This is a genomic window from Aeromonas caviae (genome assembly GCF_000819785.1).
GTDB classification, from domain to species: Bacteria; Pseudomonadota; Gammaproteobacteria; order Enterobacterales; family Aeromonadaceae; genus Aeromonas; species Aeromonas caviae.
Genome location: NZ_CDBK01000025.1, coordinates 32600 through 33240, shown reverse-complemented (window position 1 = coordinate 33240; position 641 = coordinate 32600). Strand labels below are relative to the sequence as shown.

Here is a 641-nt window from a genome sequence, read left to right as displayed (position 1 = left end):
AGCGATTCGACCTGGGTCTGGCGCGATGACAGGCTGGAGAGGGCCAGCGCCAGCGCCAGCGACACCAGGAAGCTCTCGCCGCCGGAGAGGGAGTCCACCGAGCGCACCTCGTCCCCCATGTCGAGATCCACCACCTGCAGCGCCAGATCGGTGCCGGGCACCCGCTCCAGCCGATAGCGGGGGGAGAGCTCGGCGAGCTGGGCGTTGGACTCCAGCAGCAGCCGCTCCAGCGTGAGGCTCTGGGCGAAGGTGCGCAGCTTGGCGCCGCTGGCCGAGCCGATAAGATCGGAGAGCCGCTGCCAATGATCCGCCACCGCCTGCTGGGCAGCCAGCTCCTCCTGCAAGGTGCCCGCCTTGAGGGCCGCCGCCTCGGCCTGGGCCAGCGTGCTCTTGCACTGGAACAGCTGCTCGTCGAGGGCGCGGCAGTGCGCCTCCAGCGCCGTCAACCGGCTGGCGAGCTCCTCTGGCGCCAGCGCGGCCAGCTCGGGGTGATGCTCGCGGTAACGATCCCGCTTGCTCTCCTCCAGTGCCAGCGCCCGCTGCCGCTCGGTCAAACGGGTACGCGCCTCGGCGCGGGCATCCTCCAGCGCCTGCAAGGCGGCGCGGCGCCCCTTGAGCTCATCCGGACTCATGGCCAGCAG

Annotated in this window: 1 pseudogene; it reads right to left on the bottom strand. The window is 71.3% G+C overall.

Annotation, left to right across the window (positions count from 1 at the left end):
• A pseudogene (locus tag BN1120_RS21670) lies at window positions 1-641 on the bottom strand (AAA family ATPase); the annotation flags it as partial.